Genomic DNA, 17901 nt, shown 5'->3' with positions numbered 1-17901 from the left:
TGGCCCCGGCCCCGCTGGACGGCAAGAGGGGGGCGGGGCAGGGTGCCGCGCATGTGGACCGACCCGCCCAAGCTGATCCAGCCCTCCCTCCTCTCCCGCCTGCCGGACGCGCTGCGCCGGCTGCGGCCGACCGCCTGGGCGGATGCCAACCGCGCCGGGCAGGCGGTGGACAGTTTCCTCGAAGGGCCATGCTTCGATGCGGCGGGGAACCTCTATTGCACCGACATCCCGCATGGCCGGGTCTTCCGGGTCTCCGGTTCGCACTGGGAGGTGGTGGCGGAATACGAGGGCTGGCCGAACGGGCTGGCGGCGCGCGGCGATGACCTGCTGGTGGCGGATTACCGCCACGGGCTTCTGACGCTCGATCCCGTGGCGGGGGCCATGGCGCCGCTGCTGGAGACGATCCTCAGCGAGGGGTTCCGCGGGATCAACGACCTGGTCCTGCTGCCGGATGGCGGCGTGGTGTTCACGGACCAGGGGCAGACCGGGCTGCAGGACCCGTCAGGGCGCGTCTGGCGACTGCATCCCGATGGGCGGATGGACAAGCTCATCACCAATGGGCCGAGCCCGAATGGCCTGGTGATGAACCGCGCCGGCACGCATCTGATGGTGGCGATGACGCGGTCCTGCGAGATCTGGCGCTTCGTGCTGCGGCCGGATGCGGTGGTGGCGAAGGCGAACCTGTTCTTCCGCATCCCGGCCGGCACCTCGGGCCCCGATGGCCTGGCCGTCGATGCGCATGACCGGCTGTTCGTCGCCAATCCCGGCCATGGCCAGGTCTGGGTGGTGGATGCGCATGGCCTCTGCACCCATCGGATCGACTGCACGGGCTTCGGGCGCATGCCGACGAACTGCACCTTCGCGCCGGATGGGCGGACGCTGGTGATCACGGAAAGCCAGTCGGGCAGCCTGCTGGCGGCGGAGATCCCGGTGCCGGGCGGCTGATTCACCGCTGCGGCTGACGCCTCCGCGGATCAGACGCCTAGCCCAGGCTGATCCCGGTCTCCCGGATCAGGTCGCGGATCAGGGCGCGTTCGCGGACCAGGCGGGCGCCGAGCGCATCGGCCTCGGCCGCTGTCGCATCGGCCCCCGCGGCGGCGTAGCGGGCGCGCAACTCGGCGTCGGAGGTCGCGTGGTTCACCGCCTCCTCCAGCGCGCGGCGGATGGGTTCCGGCGTGCCGGCACGGCAGAACAGGGCGTTCCAACTGGTGAGATCGAAGCCGGGAAAGCCCTGGGCGGCGATGGAGGGGTGGGTGCCGATCCCCGCCGCATTCGTGGTGCCGATGATGACGGCGCGGCCGCCCTCCGCCAGCGGGTTGAGCGAATTGCCGGAGATGATGGCGGCATCGAGCGTCCCCGCCGCGAGGTCCCGCGCGGCCTCCGCGCCGCCGCGATAGGGCACGTGTTCCAGCCGCACGCCCGACCGGTGCGCCAGCATGACGCCGGCGAGGTGCCCGACGCTGCCGACGCCCGGGGAGCCGTAGGACAGCCCGCCCGGCGCCGCCCGCGCCGCGGCGAGGAAGGAGGCGATGTCGGTGATCCCCCGCCCCCGCGCGACGCCGAGCAGGTAGGGCACGTCGGCCACGGTGCCGACCGGGGCGAAGTCTCGTTCGTAGTCGAAGGACAGGTTGCGGTGAATGAATTGCGCGACGACGAAGCTGGCGCTGTCGAACAGCAGCGTGTGGCCATCCGCCGGGGCCTGCACCACCTGTGCCGCGCCGATCGCGCCGCCGGGGGCGAAGGGCACCACCAGGCGGATGGGCCGGTTCGGGTAGCCCGCAGGCCGCTGCGCCAGGGCCGGCGCCGGCAGTAACAGAAGGGCGAGCAGGCTGCGGCGCGTGGCCATGGCGGTTCCTCCGATTTTGGCGGGAGCGTAGAGCGGCGCCTGTCGGCCTGTCATGCCCGATGCGGGGTCATCCCATGCCCGCCTTCTTCCACTGGCGCGTCGTGGCGCCCCGCAGACGCACTGCACCTGGTCTATGACCGGATCGCCTGAGGGCCGATAATCGGGACGAGAAGGAACGACCGATGACCTCCCCCACCCCGCTGGCCGGCCTGCGCGTGCTGGAATTCACCCACATGATCATGGGCCCCTCCGCCGGCATGGCGCTGGCCGATCTGGGGGCGGAGGTCATCAAGGTGGAGCCCGCGCCGGCGGGCGATTCGACGCGCCGCCTGACGGGGTCCGGCACCGGCTTCTACGCGGCCTTCGGGCGCGGGCGGCGCAGCCTCTGCGTCGACATGAAGGCGCCGGAGGGGCTGGCGCTGGTCCAGCGGCTGGCGGCGCGGGCGGATGTGCTGGTGGAGAATTTCCGGCCCGGCGCCATGGCGAAGCTCGGCCTGGGGTATGAGGACCTGGCCAAGGTCAATCCGGGGCTTGTCTATGCCTCCTGCAAGGGGTTCCTGCCCGGCCCCTATGAGCACCGGACGGCACTCGACGAGGTGGTGCAGATGATGGGCGGCCTGGCCTACATGACCGGGCCCACCGGGCGGCCGCTGCGCGCGGGCAGCAGCGTGATCGACATCATGGGCGGGCTGTCCGTGACCGTCGCGATCCTGTCCGCGCTGCGGGAGCGGGAGAGCACCGGCCGCGGCGGGCATGTACAGGCGGGGCTGTTCGAATCGGTGGCGCTGCTGATGTCCCAGCACATGGCGCAGGCGCATATGACGGGCGTCGAGCCGCCGCCCATGTCGACCCGCCTGCCGGCCTGGCCGGTCTACGACATCTTCGACACGGCCGATGGCGGCCAGGTCTTCGTGGGCGTCGTCACCGACACCTCCTGGCCCATCTTCTGCAACGCCTTCGGGCTGGAGGACATGGCCACCGACCCCACGCTCGCCACCAAGAACCAGCGGGTGGAGGCGCGGGCGCGGACCATTCCCCGCATCGCCGCGGCACTGGCCGCCTACACCAAGGCCGAGTTGATGGCGAAGTGCGAGGCGCTCGGCCTGCCCTTCGCGCCGATCGGGCGGCCGGCGGAACTGTTCGACGACCCGCACCTCAACGGATCGGGCGGGCTGGTGCCGATGACCTTGCCGGATGGCAGGCCCATCAAGCTGCCGGCGCTGCCGGTGTCCATCGATGGCGCCCGCCCCGGCGGCGCGGGGGATCTGCGGCCGCCGGGGGCGGATGGCGCGGCGATCGCGGCGGAGCTGGGGTATTCGGAGGCGGAGATCGCCGCGCTGCGGGCGGCGGGTGTGATCACGGGCGGGGTGTGACTTTTTAGTCGCTAACCCGTTTAAGCCGATTATGCCGCTTATGCGCGTTTAGCACCGTTTTCGCGGGGGGGGGGCGGGACAGCGGACGCATCCGTGGCGGTGCCGTGATCGAACATAAAGGGAACAAAACCCTGGCGCCACCCTTTTCTCAGCCTGGCCGCTTCGCCACCGCCAGCCCCAGGCCGAGCGCGATCATCGCCGCGCCCGAGGCCTCCCGCAGCCGACGCACCAGGGTGGGCCTGGCCGCCGCGCCGTCCCGCAGCCTTCCGGCTGCCAGCGCCACCGCGACATCCGCCAGCGTGTTCAGCAGCACCGACACCGTGCCCAGCACCACGAACTGGACGCCGGCATGGCCCGCCGCGGGGTCCACGAATTGCGGGATGAAGGCGAGGAAGAAGGCCGCCGTCTTGGGGTTCAGCGCCTCCACCACCACCCCCTCCCGCAAGGCGCGGCGGGGGCCGATGGGGGGCGTGCCGGGCAGGGCCTCGGCGCGGGCGGTGCGGATGGCGCGCCAGCCCAGCCAGACGAGGTACAGCGCACCCACAAGCTTCAGCGCCGTGAACAGCTCCGCACTCGCCAGGACCAGGGCGGAGACGCCGAGGCTGCCGGCCAGGACATGCGCCATGCCGCCGATGCCGGTGCCGAGGCTGCTGGCGATGCCCTCCGCCCGCCCGCCCGCCAGCGTCCGCGCCGCGACGTAGAACAGCCCCGGCCCGGGCGTGACCGCCAGCAGCAGCGCGGCGGCGAGGAAGAGGGGCAGCGCTTCCATCATTCCGGCATCACCGCGGCCACGGCGCGATCCGCCGGGCGGTCGCTGGCGGCCAGCGCGTCCCGCACCCCCGCGCGGTCCGCGGCGTTGCGGTTCTGGCTGAGCTTGCGCTTGCCCTCCAGCCGCGTGATCGGCAGGCGCAGCCCGACGATGCCCTTCAACTGGCCCTGGATGAAATCGGCCGGCGCGTCCGACACCGCCCAGGGGACGGCGCCGCGCGTGGCGCGGGGCTCCTCATGCCGCCGCGTCAGCGTCGTCACCAGCGCCAGCAGGCGGTCCGGATCCTCGTAGAACTCGACCGGGCCATAGGCGTGGACGGCGACGTAGTTCCAGGTGGGGACGACGCGGTGGTGTTCCTGCTTGGACGGGTACCAGGAGGGGCTGACATAGGCGTCCGGCCCCATGAACAGGGCCATCGCATCGCCCTGGGCCGGCGTCCGCCATTGCGGGTTGGCGCGGGCCAGATGGCCGTGCAGCGTGCCGAAGGGGCCGTCATCGGGGTCCAGGAACAGGGGCAGGGGGGTGGCGACCAGGCCCGCTGGCGTGGCGGTGAGCAGGTTCGCCAGGCCGGCATCGCGCATGGTGCCGTGCAGGCCGGGCAGGTCGTCCATCCGGAAGGCGGGGGGCGTGTACATCGAATGCTCCTTCGCCGTGGTCTATGCGGCGCGAATGGTCCAGAAGGAATGGCCAGTTTTCGACGATTCGGGTGGGCCAGTTGGATGGGCGAGGCGGCGGGTATCGGGCAGCGGATCGTGGCCTCCATCCGGCAGCGGATCGAGTCCGGGCTGGACGGGCCGGGGGCGCGGCTGCCTTCCACCCGCGCGCTGGCGGCGGAATGGGGGGTGTCCCGCACCACCGTCACCGCCGCCTATGAGCAATTGATCGCGGAAGGCTACCTGGAGGTCCGGCAGGGGACGCGGGCGCGGGTCGCGGCGGGGCTGGGGCGTGGCACGGCGGGCGCGGTGCCGGAGGCGACGCGGGATGCGAAGGGACGGCTTTCCGCCTTCGGCCGGCGCCTGGCCGCGCTGCCGCCGGCGCCCGCGCCGGGGATGGACGGGCTGGTGGCGGATTTCCGCTACGGCGAACTCTCGGCGCGGGATTTTCCCCTTCGGGCCTGGCGCAAGGCGGTGACGGCGGCGCTGCTGCGGCCGCCCGCCATCCTGCGCTATGGCGACCCCGCGGGTTCGCCCCGGCTGCGCCAGGCCTTGCAGGGCTATCTGTGGCGCGCCCGCGGGCTGCGCTGCACGCCATCGCAGATCATCATCGTGAACGGGTCGCAGCAGGGGATCGACCTCTGCGCGCGGCTGCTGGCGGACCCCGCCGACGGGGTCGCGATGGAGGAACCCGGCTATGCCCTGGCGCGCCAGGTGTTCGAGGCGCTGGGCGCCCGCGTGATCCCGGTGCCGGTGGATGCGGAGGGGCTGCGGACCACTGACCTGCCGCAAGCGCGGCTGGCCTATGCCACGCCATCGCACCAATACCCGCTGGGCGGCGTGCTGTCCGCCGCGCGGCGGCGGGAGTTGCTGGCCTGGGCGGGACGGTGCGGCGCGCATGTGATCGAGGACGATTACGACAGCGAATACCGCTACGACATCGCCCCGGTGCCGCCCTTGCAGGTGATGGATGAAGAGGGGCGTGTGCTCTACCTCGGCACCGTGTCCAAGACCCTGTCGCCGACGCTGCGCCTGGGGTGGCTGGTGGTGCCGCCGGCGCTGGCGGAGACCTTCGTGCGGGCGAAGCAACTGGCAGACCGGCATGCGCCGGGGCTGGAGCAGGAGGCGCTGGCGACGCTGATCGAGAGCGGGGCCCATGAGCGCCATATCCGCCGGGCGCGGCGCCTGAACGGGGAGAGGCGCTCGGCACTGCTGGCGGCGCTGGCGACGCATCTCGGCGATGCGGCGGTGGTGGAGGGCGCGGCGGCCGGGCTGCATGTGGTGGTGTGGCTGCTGGATGTGCGGCCGGAACAGGAGGCGGTGCTGGTGAAGGCGGCGCGGGCGGCGGGGGTGGGGGTGCATCCGGTGACGCCGCTGCACGCCGAAGGGGTGCCGGGGCGCGTCGGGCTGGTGATGGGGTATGCGGGGGTGGAGGTGGCGGCGATCGAGCGGGGTGTGGCGGTGCTGGCGGGGGTGCTGCGGGGACTGCGATGAGGGGCGGGGCGCGCAGGGCTTGGGTATGAGGGGAGGCGGGTGGCTGGTGCCGACCGAATCAAGGCATTCGCGCCACGCTGTCGCAGCCTTCGGACACGCGCTCCACTGCGTCACCGACAGCGCCGTGCCTCGTGCGGTGGTGCGCGTTGATGGTGGGTTCCGCGGCCTTTACTGACGGGAGGCGGCGGGATTGCTAGATCCGCCTGCATGGCAGCCCCGCACCCGTCCGATCCCGACGCGCTGATCTCCCCCTGGCTGGACCTGCCGGGAAAGTACGGCGCCGAGCGCATCCGGCGCGCCGTTGCCGCCTGGCTCCTTTCCGGCAAGGCGAGTGCGGACGATCTGCACGTGCTCGCCCACGGCGTCGCTCCGCGCATGCTCTGGCCGGTGGCGCGCTGGATCGCCCGGCACCCCGCATGCGATTGGGCGACGGCGGTCGCGCTGTTCTGGCACGCATCCCCCGAGATGGGCCTTGCCGACATGCCACCGGGGCGTCCGTGGTGGCAGTTCTGGAGGGCGCAGGCGAAGACCCCGGCGCCGGGCGACCGCCATCCCAGCGGCTGGCCGCACGACCATCCCGTGGTGCGGTACCGGCGCGAGGTGCGCGCGGATATCCTCGAACGCTTTCGGGGCCGCGGCTTCGCGCGGCACGGGCTGGCCGAAAATCCCTCGTTCTGGGTGAACAGGACGGACTTTCGCGGCCTGGAGCGAACCCATGGCCGCGGGGCGGTCGAGCAGGCGATCCCGCCCGAGTTCCGCATCGCCGTGCCCGGCCGCGCCGCCGAGGTCGGGCCGACCGACTGGGGGATCCCCGAAACGCTGTGGCGCGAGACGCAGGCGTGGCCCGGCCGCGATCTGGACCTTCGCCAGGAACAGGCGTGGCTCGCCGATCGGCCGATGGCGCCCTGGCCGCGGGACGCCGCGGCCGAACTGCGTGCCTTTGCCCATGATCGTGAACGGTCGGACTCCGCCGAGGCCCGGTTCGCCGCCTGGCTGCTGTCGGGCGCGTCCGGGCCGGCGGATTGGCACCGCTTCGCCCTCGACGCCAATTGGGACGTCGCGCAGCCGATGCTCCGCTGGATCATCCAGCAGCCGGATTGCGACCGTGCCACTGCCCTGTACATCTTCTGGCGCGGCGGGCCCTGCACATGGCTGCCCTACGGCGCCGACCGCAGGGCCGTCTGGTCGTGCGAGATCGACGCTGAGGACTACGACCTGCTGGCTGACATTCGAGAGCGGTGGGCCGCGGGGTTCTATCGCCGGTCGGAGTTCCGCTTCCAGCTCGGCGCCTTGCCCGGGCCAGGCGACCAGCCCTCCGTCACGTGGGACTTCGACCTGCTTCGGTACGCGGAACGCTATGTGGACTTCGACGCGCGCCTGCCGCCCTCCATGCGCGCGTCCATCGTCGGTGCCGACCCTCTGCCCTGGGGCGAGTCCGCGCCCGAGGGCATCCCCCAGCGCTTCTGGCGGTAGCTTTCGGCGCCGCCGGTTGGCGCTCGGCGTCCGGGCTCATCCCGGGAGGGTGATTCGGTGGCCGCCTCCCGCCATCGCCACCCCCTCAATGGTGGATGAACACCGGGCAGCGCGCGTCGCGCAGCAGCACATGCGTCGCGCTGCCGGTCACCAGCCGCCGCAGCCCGCTTTCCTCGAAGGCGCCCAGCACCATCAGCCGCGCGCCCAGCCCCTCGGCCTCCGCCAGCAGCAGGTCCGCCGGGCGGCCGCCGACCAGCGGCAGGGGCGTGGCATCGATCCCGTGGCGGCGCAGGAAGGTGCAGGCTTCCTCGGCCATGGCGACGGCGCTGTCCCGGTCCGCGGCGGCGGAAGCCACACGGACAAGCGAGCCCTCCGCCAGGCCGAGCAGGGCGAAGAGCTGCAAGGCGGCCATGGCGGGCAGGGAGGCGTCATAGCCGACCAGCACGGGGCCTTCCGTGCCGAACGTGGCGCCGGGCGGCACCACCAGCAGGGGGCGGGCGCCGTCCATCAGCAGGTGCTCGATGACGGGGGCGACGTTGTCCTCCACCTGTTCGCGGCCGAGCGTGCTGTCCCGGCCGATCACCACCAGGTCATGCGTGGCGCCGGCGCGCAGCAGCGCGGGTTCGGGGGCGTCCGTCAGGCGGAGTTCGGTGTAGGGCGTCTCGCCGGCGGCGGCGGCGCAGGCGGCGAGGGCGGCGGCGGCATCGGCTTCCGCGCGGGCGGCGAGCGCCTCGTCCCGGCGTGCCTTGAAGGCGGCGCCGCCCAGGGGGACGAATTCGTGGTCGCTGCGGGTGTGCGGATTGTCCAGCACCACGGCGGCCGTCAGCGCGGCGCCGGTGCGGCGGGCCAGCGCGAAGGCGGCGTCGCGGGCGGATTGGGCGCCGGGCGTATCGTCCAGCGCGACCAGGATGCTGCGCAGCATGGTGTGTCTCCCTCCAGCCCAGCGTAACGCGGAACGGGGCGCGGCGACACGGGGGGGCTCAGCGCGCGTGGCAGGCGCCGCAGGTGGCGCGGGCAGGGGTGGCGAGGCTGTCGCCGGCCGTGCCCCGCGCGGCGACGACTAGGCCCTGGTGGCCTCCGATGATCGCCACCGCCAGGATGGCCGCCAGGATAAGGGTTTTTGCGAGTTTTCCCATCGCCGCCTCCGTCCCTTGCGGCCGCAGGCTAGCGGGGCGCAGGGCGGCCGCGCCACTTGCCACAATGGGATCAGCGGCCCGGGCGCAGCACCCAGAAGCCCAGCGAACAGATCACCAGCGCCACCGCGAAGGTCAGCAGTGCCGCGCCATTGCCGCCCCAGCCCGCGACCAGGCCGGAGAGGCCCTGCAGCACCGCAGCGCCGAAGAAGAAGCTGAGGTTGGCGCAGGACAGCGCGCGCCCGGTCTGTTCCGGCGGCACCGCGCCGCGCACGAGGGAGAAGGCGAGGACCTGGAAGGAGATGATGGCGCCGAACAGCACCAGCAGCACCAGGTCCCAGGCGACCGGCATGGCGGGCAGGCCGAGGAAGCCCGCGATGGGGCCGCCGGCCACGATCAGCGCGATGAGGCCGGCGCAGGTCAGGTGGCTGATGGTCATCAGCGCCGGCGCATGGCCGATGCGCTTGAGGAGGAGGCCGGCGAGGGCCGGGCCGATGGTCAGCGCGACCGTGCAGGCCAGCAGGACATTGCCGGCGGTGATGCGGTCCAGGCCCTTCACCTCCATCAGCCAGGGCCCGCCCCAGAGGCCGCGCACGCCGAGCACGGCGGCGAAGCTGGCGAAGGTGAAGACCATGACGCCGCGCAGCCCGGGGGTGAGGGCCACGCGCCCGACCTCCCGCAGATCATGCGCCAGGCCGCGGCGCGGCGTGGGGGCAGGACGGTCGGAGGGGACGAGGAGGGCGACGAGGGCGATGGCGAGGGCGGCGATGGCCCCGCAGGCCCAGAAGCCGGCGCGCCAGTCCACGGCCTCGATCAGCAAAGCGAGCGGGCTGGCGGAAAGCAGCATGCCGGTATTGCCGGTGGCCTGGATGATGCCGGACCAGACGGCGAAGCGCGGGGCGGTGAGGGCGCGGGCGGCGAAGGTGATGGGGCACATCAGCATGCCGGAGCAGCCGGCGCCGAGCACGGCCTGGGCGAGGGCCATGGACCAGGGGCCGGTGGCCAGCGCCGCCATGACGGCGCCGCAGCCCGCGACGGTGAGGAGAAAGAGGTTGGTGCGTTTCACGCCGTAGCGATCCAGCGCGATGCCGACCGGGATCATCACGGCGGCGAAGGCGGCGGGGAAGATGCCGGTGATCTGGGCGAGTTCGGTGGCGGTGATGCCGAGGTCGCGCGTCAGCACATCCACCGCGACGGCCGGCAGCGTGCGCGCGGCGTTGGAGAAGATGTGGCCGGTGCAGAGCAGCAGGATGGCCAGCGCGACGGGCGTGGCGGGCATGGCGTTTCCTGGTTTCTTCGTTCGTGCCGCCTCCCCCGCGGGGGGAGGCGGAAATGCCGTTCAGTTCCGGAACATCTTCCCGGGATTCATGATGCCCTTGGGGTCGAGCGTCGCCTTCAGGCTGCGCATCACCGCCAGCGCCTCGATCCCATGCTCGGCTTCGAGGAATTCGCGCTTGCCGAGGCCGATACCGTGTTCGCCGGAGCAGGTGCCGCCCAGCGCCATGCCGCGCGCGACGATGCGCCGGTCCATGTCCCAGGCGCCTTCGAGGCCCTTTGGATCATTCGGATCGTAGAGCACCATCTGGTGGAAATTGCCGTCGCCGACATGGCCGACGATGCAGGTGGTGTGGCCGAGCGCCTTCGCTTCCTCCTTCGCGCCGACGAGCGCTTCGGTGAGGCGGGAGATGGGGACGCAGACATCGGTGGTCAGCGCGCGGCGGCCGGGAATCCAGGCGACGCCGGCCCAGTAGCTGTCGTGGCGGGCCTTCCACAGCTTGGCGCGCTCGGCGGGATCCGTCGCCCAGCGGAAGTCGCTGCCGCCGTGTTCGGTGGTGATCGCCTCCACCAGTTCCGCCTGTTCCTTCACGCCGGCTTCCGTGCCGTGGAATTCGAGGAAGAGAGTGGTGGACGGCAGAAAACCTTCCAGCTTCGAGAAGGCGATGGCGGCGGCCATCATGTCGTCGTCGAGCAGTTCGATCCGCGCGACGGGGATGCCCATCTGCATGACCTGGATCGTGCTCTCCACGGCGCCGGCCAGAGTCGGGAACTGGACGACGGCGCTGCTCATCGCCTCCGGGATGCCATGCAGGCGCAGCCGCACCTTGGTGACGACGCCGAGCGTGCCCTCGCTGCCGATGAAAAGGCGCGTGAGGTCGTAGCCGTTGGCGGCCTTGCGGGTGCGGCCGCCGGTCTGGATCACGCGGCCATCGGCGAGGACGACCTCCAGCCCCAGCACATTCTCCCGCATCGTGCCGTAGCGCACGGCATTGGTGCCGGAAGCGCGCGTCGCGACCATGCCGCCGATGGTGCAGTGGCTGCCGGGATCGACGGGGAAGAACAGGCCCTTGTCGCGCAGGAATTCATTGAGCTGCTGGCGGGTGACGCCCGGCTCGATCAGGCAATCCATGTCCTGGTCGTTCACCTCCAGCACCGCGGTCATGCGGGAGAGGTCGAGCGAGATGCCGGCGCGGACGGGGTTCACATGCCCTTCCAGGCTGGTGCCGGCGCCGAAGGGCACCACGGGCACGCCGTGCTGGTGGCAGAGGGCGAGGAGGCGGCTGACTTCCTCCGTGGTCTCGACGAAGGCGACGGCGTCCGGCAGCGTCGGCGTTGAACTGTCCTCCCCATGGCTGTGCTGTTCGCGGATGGCGCCATTGGTGGTCATGCGGTCGCCGAGGAAGGCGCTGGCGGCGGCGATGACGGCATCCACGGGGCGGGGGGAGATGGTGTTCATCGGAAGCTCCGGGGGGACGGGCCAACCCGGCCTGCCCAGGGTGCCACCCTGCCATGCGCAAGGCGGCTCGGCAAAGGCGTGGAGGCTGCGTTGACGCTGCCCCCGGCACGGGCCTAGCGTCCCCACTTGTCCTGTCATCATACAACCCAAAGGGGGGACGGAAATCCAATGGCAAATGGCGTCAAGGCGGCCTGGGCGGCGGGGAAGCCGGTGGTCAACGGGTGGCTCGCCATCCCGAGCGGCTTCACGGCCGAGGTGATGGCTCAGGCGGGCTGGGACAGCCTGACGGTCGATATCCAGCACGGCGTGCAGGACTACATGTCCATGGTCGCCTGCTTCCAGGGCATGCAGCCGCACGGCGTGACGCCGATGGTGCGGGTGCCGTGGAACGAGCCGGGGATCATCGGCAAGGTGCTGGATGGCGGCGCCAAGGGCGTAATCTGCCCGATGGTGAACACGGAGAAGGAGGCGCGGGACCTGGTGTCCTTCTGCCGCTATCCGCCGAAGGGCACGCGCAGCTTCGGCCCGATCCGGTCCGGCATCTACGGCGCCGCGGCCGACACCGACGCGGCGAATGACGACGTGCTGGTGATCCCGATGATCGAGACGAAGACGGCGCTCGATAACCTCGAAGCCATCGTGCGGGTGCCCGGCGTGGATGCGATCTATATCGGCCCGTCCGACCTCAGCCTCTCGCTCGGCATGGCGCCGCTGCAGGACCGGCGGGAGCCCGAATTCCTGGCGGTGCTGGACAGGATCCGCACCACCGCGCAGGCGGCGGGCGTGAAGGTCGGCATCCACACCATGACGGGCCAGTACTCGAAGGAGATGTTCGAGCGCGGGTTCAACCTGGCGACCATCATGAACGACAGCGGCCTGATGCTGACGGCGGCGAAGGCGCAGGTCGCGGTCGCGAAGGGTTGATGGCGGAAGGCGGCGGGCCGGACAGCCCGCCGCCTTCGCCTCACGCCGCCTGCTTCGCGGCGACGATGGCGATGATGCGGGCCAGCGCCGCGCGCTGCGCCTCATCCAGCGACATGAAGCAGAGCCGCAGCCTTCCCTCGGCGCCGACGACGAGGGCCTGCCCGCTGAAGCCTGTTCCGGGCTGAGCCAGCTGCAGGGCGACGGTGGAGCCGACGGGCGGCAGGGTCGCGCCGGCATCCAGCGCGCAGCCGGTCAGGGACAGGTCGATCACCGTCACGGTGCGGATGGCGCCGTTCGGCAGGCGCAGCTGCGCGGGCATGTCGGCGGGGAAGCGCGGCGCGGAACGCCGGTCGACCTCCGGCGCCGATTGGCGCACCACCTTCACCAGCTTGCCGCGCAGCCCGCCCACCGCATCGCTGGCGGCGGCGGCGCCTTCGCGCAGCTGCACGGCGCGGATGCCCGTATCCGCCACCTGGCCGGCGACGCGGGCGATGCCGTCATTGACGCTGCCCGCGGCCTGGGAGGCGAGGCCGATGGCGCGGGCGATTTCCTGCGTCGCGGCGCCCTGTTCCTCCATCGCCGCGGCGATGGCGCCGGCGGCGCCGTTCACCTCCGCCACCGCATCGGCCATCTCCGTCACGACGCTGACGGTGCTCTCCGTGGCGCGGGTCACTTCCTCCACCTGGCGGGCGATGTCCTCCGTCGCCTTGGCGGTCTGGGCGGCGAGCGTCTTCACCTCATTGGCCACCACCGCGAAGCCCTTGCCGGCATCGCCGGCGCGCGCGGCCTCGATGGTGGCATTCAGGGCGAGGAGGTTGGTCTGGCCGGCGATGTCGGCGATCAGGCGCGCGACGCCGCCGATTCGCTCCACCTCCCGCGACAGGGCCTCGATGCTCGCGCGGCCTTCCTGGCCGCGGGTGGCGGCCTTGCGGGTGGCGTTGGCGGTGTTGGTGACCTGGACGACGATCTCCCGGATGGAGGCGCCGAGTTCCTCGGTGGCGGCGGCGACGGTCTGGACATTCGCCTGCGCCTCCCCGGCCGCCTGGCGGACGGCGCCGCTTTCGGTGGAGACGAGGTTGGCGGTATCCGCCATGGCCAGGGTGTCGCGGGCGATGGCGGCCATCTGGGTGGCGACGAGGTCGACGGCCTGGCCGGTCTCGGCCTCCACCTTCTCCGCCATGTCCTGCAGCGCCGCGGCGCGGTCCGCTTCCGCGCGGGTGCGGGCTTCGGCCTGCGCGGTGCGGGCGGCCTCGGCTTCCTGCAGCCCGCCCTGGAAGACGATGACGGCGCGGGCGAGTTCGCCGACCTCGTCCGCCCGCGCGCCATGCGGGATGGTGGCGTCCAGGCGGCCGGCGGCCAGCATGCGGGTGGCGTTGGTGACCTGGGTGATGGGGCGCGTCACGCGCAGCACGATGATGGTGGCCACGCCGACCAGCAGCGCCAGCATCGCCGCCAGCAGCGCGACCGCGACCCACACATCATCCCGCGCTTCCGCCAGCGCGGCGGTGACCAGCGTGCCGCTGCTGGCGATCTGCGCATCCAGCAGCAGGCCGATCGATTCGGTCAGCGGGTCGATGGCGGGGTAGAGGCGTTCGCGCACCAGCGAATCGAGCCGCGCCGCGTCCCGGTCCCGCACGATGATCGTGACATCCGCCAGCAGGCGCTGCGCGGCGGCGATTCGCGTGCGGGCATCGGCCATCGGCCCCGCGCTGGCCGGGGAGAGTTCCATGGTGGAGACGGCGCGCCAGGCGCGGTCGATGATGCCGGTCGCATCCGCCAGCGCCTGCGCGCCTTCCTCCCAGGTGAAGCCGCCATTGCGCACCTTGTGGGAGGCATCGACGACGCTGACGGCATAGGCGTCCGACAGCGCCTTCAGATGCACCATCGGCTCCAGCGCCTCATGCGAGACGCGGTCCAGCGACTCGGAGGCCTGGCGCAGCGACAGCGCACCGAAGCCGGTGGAGCCGAGGGCGAGCAGGGCCACGAGGCCGACCAGGGTGGGAAGCAGGGCTGCGAGACGCAGGCGCATCGGGGTTTCCGGAATGATGGGCGGTATCCGGAACCTCACTGGGAACCATTAACTGCGTGCGAACCATGCCTGTTACGTTTTGCCGCGACGCATCAATCGCCCGGGCGGATGCCCGCGGCCTGCACCACGGCACGGAACTTCTCGGATTCCGCCTGCTGGAAGGCGGCGAAATCGCGCTGGCCGCGGAAGGTGATGGGGGTGGAGAGGCGGGCGAAGCCCTCGATGGCGGCGGGGCTGCGGAGCGCCTGCTGGCAGGCGGCCTCCGCGCGGGCCAGGAAGGCCGGCGGCGTCGCGGCGGGGGCGTAGAGCCCGGCCCAGATCGAATAGACCAGGTCGAAGCCCTGTTCGCGGAGCGTCGGCAGGTCCGGGAATTCGGCCGTCCGCTGTTCCGCCATCACGCCGATGCCGACCAGGTTGTTGGCGCGAAGCCCGCCCGGCAGGTCGGCGTAGATGGAGACATCGTCGCGCAGCAGGGCGATGATCGCCTCCGCGCTGCCGCGGAAGGGGATGTGCGTCATCGGCACGCCGGCGCGCTGCGCCATCGCGGCCATGACGATGTGCGGGATGGAACCGGGGCCGGCGGAGCCGTAGTTGAAGCCGCCATTCGCAGCCCGGGCGCGGGCCACCACATCGGCCGCGCTGCGCAGGCCGCTGACGGGGGCGGCCATCATCATCACCGGCGCGTCGCCCAGCAGGCAGATCGGCGCGAAATCCGCGAGGCGATAGGGCAGGTCTGCCCGGAAATGCGGCTGGATGACCATGGGGCCGCTCGTGCTCAGCAGCAGCGTCGTGCCATCGGGCCTGGCGCGCGCCACTTCCTGCGCGCCGATGGCGCCCGCCGCGCCGGCGCTGTTCTTCACCACCACCTGCGCGCCGAGGATATCCGCCATGCCCGGCGCGACCAGGCGCGCCATGCGGTCCGCGCTGCCGCCGGCGCCGAAATTCACCACGATGGTGATGGGGGATTGCGCCTGCGCGCTTCCGATGGCGAACACGGACAGCAGCAGGCCGGCAAGCAGGGATCGCACGCGGGGATATCCTCAGGGGATTGCCCGTCTAGCCTAGCAATTTGCGCGCCGGTGCTACGGTTCCGTGACCCGTGCTTCCGCCATCAGGCACAGGATCTCGAACATCATCGTCGCCGCGATCAGCGCGGTGGCGTTGCCGACATCGAAGGGGGGGGCCACTTCCACCACATCGGCGCCGATGATGGGCAGGCCGCGCAGGGCACGGATCATGCGCTGCGCCTCCCGCGGCATCAGCCCGCCGATCTCCGGCGTGCCGGTGCCCGGCGCGAAGGCGGGGTCCAGGCAATCGACGTCGAAGGTCAGGTAGCAGGGCCGGTCGCCGACCACGCGCCGCGCCTCCGCCATCGTCGCATCGATGCCGAGGTCCTGGAATTCCTCGATGGTGATGATGCGCACGCCCTGGTCGCGCGCCCAGTGCATGTCCGTCGCATCGAACAGCGAACCGCGGATGCCGATCTGCACGATGCGGGCGGGGTCGAGCAGCCCTTCCTCGATCGCGCGGCGGAAGGGCGTGCCATGGGTGAAGCGGGCGCCGCCGAAATAGGTGTCGTTGGTGTCGGAATGGGCATCGAAATGCACCATGCCGATGGGGCCGAGATCGGGCCTGGCGCGATGGATGCCGCGCAGGATGGGCAGGGAGATCAGGTGGTCGCCGCCCAGCGCCAGGGTCCAGGCGCCGGTCGCGCGGATTTCCGCCACGCGATCCTCGATCATCCGCAGGGACTGCATCAGGTCCGCCGGGTTGGTCGGCGTGTCGCCGACATCGGCCACGCGGGCCAGGCGGCAGGGCTCCACCCGCGTCACGGGATGGGCGCGGCGGATGATGGAGGAGACGTTGCGGATTTCCCGCGGGCCATGGCGGGGGCCCGAACGGTTGGTGGTGCCGAGGTCGAAGGGCACGCCGAGAAGGCCGATATCGACCTGGGTGGCGTCCTCGATCTGCGGCAGGCGCATGAAGGTGACGGGGCCGGCGAAGCGCGGGGTGATGGCGCCGTCGAGGGGCTGGGGGAAATCCATGGATGGGATGGTCCTGGGGGCTTGATGGGGAAGGCGCTGCCTTCCCCATACCCCATCCGCCAGGGGGGAGACCCCCCTGGACCATCATCAATTGCCCCCCGTCCAGGGTCCGGCTGGACCCTGGCGGGGGGTGCAGGGGGGCGGCGCCCCCCTGCGGGCCACTCAGACCGGCAACTGCTGCGGGCTCGTCCACCCGATCGTGCCCACCGAATTGCACGCCGGGCAGGCCGGCGCCCAATCCGCATGGTCCGTCCCGCAGGAGGAGCACCGCCAGCGCGGCTCCGGCGCCGCCGTCGCGGCCGCCCGCAGCCAGCGCGCCTGGGCGGCGCGGCCTTCCGGCAGCTCGCCCTTCTCCACCTCCTCCAGGTCGCACAGCGCCAGGTAGGCGCGCCGGTCGGCCCGGCCGGAGGCGACGAGGGCGTCGAGTTCCGTCCGCGCGCGGCCGGTCAGCCCGGCGGCCAGCGCGGCGCGGCCCATCAGCAGGTGGCTTTCGGGGTGCTTGGTGTTGTTGTGGATCAGCACCTCCACCGCCTTAACGTGGTGCAGCGGGTCCGTCTCCTCCAGCAGGTAGTCGCGCGCCAGGTCGGGGTGCGGCCGGGCGGCCCATGCCTGTTCCAGCGTGGCGCGCGCGCGGCGCGGGCTGCCGGCGGCGCGCAGCCGGGCGGCGAAGGCCAGCGCGGCCGGGGCGAAGGCGGGGTCCGCCTGGAAGGCCTGGCGTTCCAGCTCGATCGCGCGGGCGGGGTCGGGTTCCTGCTGGGCGGCGGCCAGCGCGAGCCCGGCCTGGGTCGGCCCCGGCGCGGCCAGGGACAGGGCTTCACGCCAGTCCCGGGTGCGCAGCGCCAGCGTCTCCCGTTCCTGGCGCAGCCAGGCGGCGCCGGGCTGGGCGGCTTCCGCTTCGCGCGCCAGGCGCTGGGCGGTCGGCCAATCCTCCCGCTGGATGGCCTGGCGGAGCAGGCCGCGAAGCCCCAGGAAGCGGGCATCGGGGCGGGCGGCGAGGGCCTGGAAGACCTCGGCGGCCGCATCCTCCCGCCCTGCCAGGCGCTCGGCCTCGGCGGCCAGCAGCAGGGTCTGGGGCGTGTCGCCCAGGCCCTTGCGGGCGCGCTTCACCTCGATGCGCGCGACGTCGGGCGTGCCGGCGGCGAGTGCGATCAGGGCGCGGGTCAGGGCGGCATCGCCATCCACCCGGTGCTTGGCCGCGCGGTTGGCGCGGAGGCGGCCGGGCAGGCGGCGGAGCCAGGAGATGAGGGACAGCAGCAAATGCAGGACCGCGAACAGCACCGCCAGCAGCAGAAGCGCCACCGGCAGGCTGACCAGGATTTCCGCATCCGCCACGCGGATTTCGACCGCACCACCCAGACGGGCGAGCCAGAGGATGCCGGCCGTGCCGCCGGCGAGCAGGACCAGGTAGAGGAGGGCGCTGCGCATCGC

General features: G+C 72.2%; 16 protein-coding genes. 5 read left to right on the top strand and 11 right to left on the bottom strand.

The annotated features are described in order from the left end of the window. The first annotated feature begins 51 nt into the window (after positions 1-51). Positions 52-945 (top strand): SMP-30/gluconolactonase/LRE family protein, encoded by an 894-nt coding sequence (locus tag BM041_RS19125; protein ID WP_092961502.1) that lies wholly within the window; start codon positions 52-54, stop codon positions 943-945. Between the two features lie 37 nt (positions 946-982). Here BM041_RS19125 and BM041_RS19120 read toward each other — a convergent pair whose 3' ends face one another. Then, positions 983-1846: a Bug family tripartite tricarboxylate transporter substrate binding protein gene (locus BM041_RS19120; RefSeq protein WP_175534023.1), complete on the bottom strand. Its 864-nt coding sequence runs from the start codon at positions 1844-1846 to the stop codon at positions 983-985. 182 nt (positions 1847-2028) lie between these two features. On the opposite strand from BM041_RS19120, the gene BM041_RS19115 reads away from it, so the two are divergent. Continuing rightward, entirely contained in the window at positions 2029-3219 is a 1191-nt protein-coding gene (locus BM041_RS19115; protein ID WP_092961500.1) for a CaiB/BaiF CoA transferase family protein, read from the top strand. 148 nt (positions 3220-3367) lie between these two features. Here the strand turns inward: BM041_RS19115 and BM041_RS19110 are convergent, their stop codons facing one another. Together BM041_RS19110 and BM041_RS19105 are read right to left on the bottom strand one after the other, a co-directional pair. Then, complete coding sequence (locus BM041_RS19110; RefSeq protein WP_092961499.1) at positions 3368-3991, bottom strand: LysE family translocator; 624 nt, start codon at positions 3989-3991, stop codon at positions 3368-3370. Then, positions 3988-4623 carry an FMN-binding negative transcriptional regulator gene (locus BM041_RS19105; protein ID WP_092961498.1) on the bottom strand — a complete coding sequence of 212 codons (636 nt, stop codon included), beginning with the start codon at positions 4621-4623 and terminating at the stop codon, positions 3988-3990. Before BM041_RS19105 ends, BM041_RS19110 begins: the two co-directional genes overlap by 4 nt. 84 nt (positions 4624-4707) lie before the next feature. Here BM041_RS19105 and pdxR point away from each other — a divergent pair, with 84 nt between their 5' ends. Continuing rightward, positions 4708-6135 (top strand): MocR-like pyridoxine biosynthesis transcription factor PdxR, encoded by a 1428-nt coding sequence (gene pdxR / locus BM041_RS19100; protein WP_092961497.1) that lies wholly within the window; start codon positions 4708-4710, stop codon positions 6133-6135. A 207-nt stretch (positions 6136-6342) separates the two neighbouring features. After that, positions 6343-7608, top strand: coding sequence for a DUF4274 domain-containing protein (locus tag BM041_RS19095; protein ID WP_092961496.1), 1266 nt, complete (start codon positions 6343-6345; stop codon positions 7606-7608). 85 nt (positions 7609-7693) lie between these two features. On the opposite strand, the gene BM041_RS19090 is transcribed toward BM041_RS19095, so the two are convergent. The 4 genes from BM041_RS19090 to BM041_RS19080 all read right to left on the bottom strand — a co-directional run bounded on the left by BM041_RS19090 (position 7694) and on the right by BM041_RS19080 (position 11475). After that, positions 7694-8530 (bottom strand): universal stress protein, encoded by an 837-nt coding sequence (locus tag BM041_RS19090; protein WP_092961495.1) that lies wholly within the window; start codon positions 8528-8530, stop codon positions 7694-7696. Positions 8531-8588: 58 nt separating this feature from the next. Beyond that, positions 8589-8744, bottom strand: coding sequence for a hypothetical protein (locus BM041_RS30685; protein ID WP_175534022.1), 156 nt, complete (start codon positions 8742-8744; stop codon positions 8589-8591). Positions 8745-8814: 70 nt separating this feature from the next. After that, positions 8815-10020, bottom strand: coding sequence for an MFS transporter (locus BM041_RS19085; RefSeq protein ID WP_092961494.1), 1206 nt, complete (start codon positions 10018-10020; stop codon positions 8815-8817). Between the two features lie 60 nt (positions 10021-10080). Then, on the bottom strand, positions 10081-11475 hold the full coding sequence (locus BM041_RS19080; RefSeq protein WP_092961493.1) for an FAD-binding oxidoreductase: 1395 nt from the start codon (positions 11473-11475) through the stop codon (positions 10081-10083). 168 nt (positions 11476-11643) lie between these two features. Between BM041_RS19080 and BM041_RS19075 the strand changes: the two genes are divergently transcribed. Then, a complete protein-coding gene (locus BM041_RS19075; RefSeq protein ID WP_092961492.1) occupies positions 11644-12399 on the top strand; it encodes an HpcH/HpaI aldolase family protein in 756 nt (251 codons plus the stop codon). Positions 12400-12439: 40 nt separating this feature from the next. Here BM041_RS19075 and BM041_RS19070 read toward each other — a convergent pair whose 3' ends face one another. The 4 genes from BM041_RS19070 to BM041_RS19055 all read right to left on the bottom strand — a co-directional run bounded on the left by BM041_RS19070 (position 12440) and on the right by BM041_RS19055 (position 17898). Continuing rightward, entirely contained in the window at positions 12440-14428 is a 1989-nt protein-coding gene (locus BM041_RS19070; RefSeq protein WP_092961491.1) for a methyl-accepting chemotaxis protein, read from the bottom strand. 92 nt (positions 14429-14520) lie between these two features. Beyond that, a complete protein-coding gene (locus BM041_RS19065; protein ID WP_092961490.1) occupies positions 14521-15456 on the bottom strand; it encodes a Bug family tripartite tricarboxylate transporter substrate binding protein in 936 nt (311 codons plus the stop codon). A 54-nt stretch (positions 15457-15510) separates the two neighbouring features. After that, positions 15511-16473 (bottom strand): agmatinase, encoded by a 963-nt coding sequence (gene speB, locus BM041_RS19060; RefSeq protein ID WP_092961489.1) that lies wholly within the window; start codon positions 16471-16473, stop codon positions 15511-15513. 162 nt (positions 16474-16635) lie between these two features. Then, entirely contained in the window at positions 16636-17898 is a 1263-nt protein-coding gene (locus BM041_RS19055; protein ID WP_092961488.1) for a heme biosynthesis HemY N-terminal domain-containing protein, read from the bottom strand. Between the last annotated feature and the right edge of the window lie 3 nt (positions 17899-17901).

This window comes from Falsiroseomonas stagni DSM 19981, from assembly GCF_900114315.1.
Classification (GTDB): Bacteria; Pseudomonadota; Alphaproteobacteria; order Acetobacterales; family Acetobacteraceae; genus Falsiroseomonas; species Falsiroseomonas stagni.
The sequence above is the reverse complement of the archived record's forward strand: the minus strand, read 5'-3'. Positions and strand labels throughout refer to the sequence as shown.